Consider the following 4,071-nt stretch of genomic DNA (forward strand, 5'->3'; position numbering starts at 1 on the left):
TCCAGCAGCATCCAGAACTTTGGCAGTTCCTTCTACCTTTGATGCGTATGTACCAGCGTTAGTTCCCTTTGCAGATGCGCTGAGTCCTTCTACTGTGTACTTGTGTTCCTCAACTGTGAATTCTGTAGCATCAAAGCCGCTTACGCTATGCTCTTTTCCGTCATATGTAGCACTGTCGCTCTTTGCCTTAACTGTGATATCATAAGCTTCTTTACGGTCTGTTACTTTCAGTGTTCCTTCTGTCTTTGTGATATCATAGTTGTCCGCTTTAGTATCCCCATTCAATGTATATGAGAATGCATTCTTACTTTCTCCTACATATGTCTGAGTTCCTGTCACATCGTATGTGGCTCCGTCATTTCCGACGAATCCTTCTGATGTAACTTTGTCATTAGTGAGTGGATCTCCGTCGAACTCTTTACTGTCAGATGCACTTGTCAGTGTTACTGCTGCCTTTGCGATCGTCAATGAACCATCATTAACAGACAAATTTACCTTATATTTGTCTGCTCCACTAATTGTAAAGTCATCCTTGGTAAGCCCCATATTATAGATGCCTGCATTAGTTCCCGTTGCTATTGCCTTAGAACCTGCGTTCAAGCTTACAGACACACCTTCAGGTAAATCATTTGCATTGATTGTATATCCCTCTACTGAGTGTGACTGTCCGTCGTAAACTACTGAATCTGTGTTACCAGTAATTTCAACATTCAATACTTCTTTCTTGACCCACTTAGCGTATAAGTCGTTGGTGCCTTGAGTAGTATCATTGTCTATATACACTTCGCTTCCAGTAGCGTATGTTGTTCCGCTGCCGTCTGCCCTAGTATTCCAACCTTCAAATACATAATCACTTGTTGCCTCAGTAAACGTGTTCTCCAATAAAGCAACTTTCTCATTATTCTTCAGAGAATTGACTGTGTTCTCTGTTGATCCTGAGGCTTTTATGCCATCCGGATAATTTGCATGGTATGTAAGTGAAATTACACTCTCAATTGGTCCATACTGTGCATATAGTGTAGTATCACCCTTGATCTGTATCTTATCCTTAGGGTAATATGTATCACCAGTACCATCCTTGCTTGTATTCCAATTCAGGAATACTTTTCCAGTAGGTGCAATTATTGTTAGGCCTGAAGCTACTTCTGCATAACTGCCTGAAGCATAATTCATTAAATCAGTCGGTACAGTTCCGCTAGCAGAATCAGAATTCAAATCATAACTGACCTTATATTTAGCCTCACTTATATAGTTAGGATACAGGTCTTTGTCTGCATATACTTCTGTATCAAAGTTATAAAGTTTATACTCCCCATTACTATATGTGCTCCAACCAAGCCACTTATATCCGTCTGGTACTGTTACCTTCTTTTCATCATCGCCTTGACTCAATACTTTTCCAGTTGAATCAACAACTGTTGGCATATCTGACTTATTGATTTTCGATCCATATCCAACAGTCAATGACTTTGATTCAGTTGAACCACTATCAACCAAATCAAGGTGTGCTTTTGCAGTATACGTAGGAGCTGCCCACTTAGCATACAACGTGATATTATGTGAAGGCATGGTTTTCCCTGTAAAACTGTATGCTTCCCCCTCACAATTCTCGTTATCATACCAACCTGCAAATGTGTAACCCTCAGGTACATTACTAGGTCGTTCAGGAGTATAACTCAAACCGCTTATATCTGCTTGATACTTATTCGTTTCTGTTTTATCTACACTACCTTTGTTTATAAACTTTACGTTGTAACTATTACGGCTATAGTTAAATGTGACAGAATAGGTCTTACTATTACCTTCCTGATGATAATATGAATTATCATCTATATTCTTAGTATAAGTGAACCCATCAATATCATAATGGTCTTCTTTAGTAGTATGCCAATTAGTATGGCTTGATTTAAACGAATCCGTGTGATCTAATTCATATGTCTTTCCATCAAGAGTCTCCGTATAATAGTATGTCTTTATTGTATACTTGCCATTTTGATCAACATAGTAAAAATTCGCTCCGCCTAATGGCATTGTAGAAATACCTGACTGATAAGTATTACCATTAGGTTCAACCAACCAATTAGTTGCAGTGGATGTCGGCCACTTATCTTTGATATTCTCACCATACTTAGCAGTTATTTTTAAATCTGTAAGTTCTGATCCCTTTACATAGTAAGAACCTTCGAACGGATACCATTTTTCTACACGATTATAGAAATGAATAGTATACATTTCACGGTCATAGTAAACATTGACTATAGTAGATCCATCGCCGTTAATTGTCTGCTGAGTAATAGTATTAACAGTTTTAAAACCATCATATTTATTTGCTACGGCTGCTGTTTTCTCATCTGCAGTGCCATTCATAGTCTCTGATTCTTTATACGAATATTCATCATCATTAGCATTTTGCTGCCAATGGATTACTGTATATGTCGTCTGGCTAGCTTCCCATACTGCATAGAGAGTAACATCAGCTAGTATTCCATGTCCAAACGTATACTCATTACCATCCTTATCAGCCCAATACTTAAATGTATATCCAGCTTTTATAGGAGTAGTTGGAGCAGCAGTTACGCCACTCTTAGATACGAATTCAGGTTCAGTATATGATCCGCCATTCGCATCAAATGTCAGGTAATTGCCTTCTTCAACTTTAGGATAAAGTTTAACATTAGAATCTTTTAAAGTTACTGATGAAACTTTGTTGGTGAGTCCTGCATCTGTATACCAGCCTGTTACTGACATATTCGATGCTAATGGAACCATTACTCCATTGGTACTAATTTCTTCGTTAGCAACGCCTTCCTTAGTGAATATTACTCTGGAATCATCAGATGTGCCATCCATGAAGTAAACATAATAAGCCTGCTGGAACTGTGGATAAAGATCTACTTCTGCAGTATCTCCAACAGTCTGTGTGCCGAATGAAGTGAAGTAATCGGTGCTGCCTTTTGTAGCCCAGCCCAGGAATTTGTGTCCTTCTTTAGTTGGAGTTTCTGGTTCAACTAGTTTGTCACCGGTTTTAACAGTCTGCTCACTTACAACCTTATCTCCGCTCTCATTGTAGAACTTGTATGTCTTAAGGACTGGATCACCATCGGTGATTACGTATATTGAAAATGAACCTGTGCTCAGTGATGCTGAATCCGAAGAATCGCTCTCAGCAACTTTATCAGCAGATGTGTTATCACTGTTCATGTGATAAACATTCAGTCCATTGTCTCCGTTGAGATCAACGCTGCTGAATTTAACATCTACATTCTTCTTAGGTTCAACTTTATTACCGTCTTTATCATAGAAGGTAATATCTATCGCCTGTAAGTTTTTAACTTCGCTTCCAGCTGCCTTATCAATTGCAGTCTGAACGTCAGAGCTGCTTACTGCAGTAGCCTTCATCGTTGTACCCTCTGGGAAAGCTCCCTCAGGTGCAGAAACACTGATATCTGTTCCGCCTACGCTATCACTGAAACTCTGTTCCGGATAGCTTACAGTAGTGTCCTGGGTTGAATCTTCAGATTCAGCCGTGGTATCCTCTGTACCGGTAGAAGTAGAGTCAGTAGCTTCTGTTGTGTCAGTAGTCTGGGTGCTCTCTGTCTGAGTACTAGTATCCGTACTGGCGTCTTCAGCAAATATAGATCCGACGCTGCCGAATGTGTACATGCTGATCACTGCTACTGAAAGCAATATTGCCATCAATTTCTTTCTCATTTTTTCTCCCTCCATATGATCGATATAGTCAATAACTTATCGGTTTTTCCTAAACACATAAAAAAACCGTTTTCCATTAACATCTACGTGGTAAAACGGTTATTGTTTCCTTATTATAAATGACGAACAAACCTAAGCCTGTTCATCCTGTAGTTAATAACATTTGCAGGATAACACATTTATACACAACCGTTTACACACAATCAATTTAGTCTTATCAGTATAAATGACGAGGGTTACGAGAGAGTTAATTATCTGATAATATCCAATCGAGTAGGGGCTAGCAAGTAGCCCCTCTCACACCACCGTACATGCCGTTCGGCATACGGCGGTTCAATTCATATAATAATCTAAACAACT

1 protein-coding gene is annotated in these 4,071 nt (G+C 39.2%); it reads right to left on the reverse strand.

Annotated features, from left to right (window positions below):
* A partial coding sequence (locus EV211_RS10330) for an InlB B-repeat-containing protein (RefSeq protein ID WP_166635450.1) occupies positions 1-3,711 on the reverse strand: 3,711 nt, incomplete at its 3' end.
* Between the last annotated feature and the right edge of the window lie 360 nt (positions 3,712-4,071).

This window comes from Aminicella lysinilytica (genome assembly GCF_004362975.1).
Classification (GTDB): Bacteria; Bacillota; Clostridia; order Peptostreptococcales; family Anaerovoracaceae; genus Aminicella; species Aminicella lysinilytica.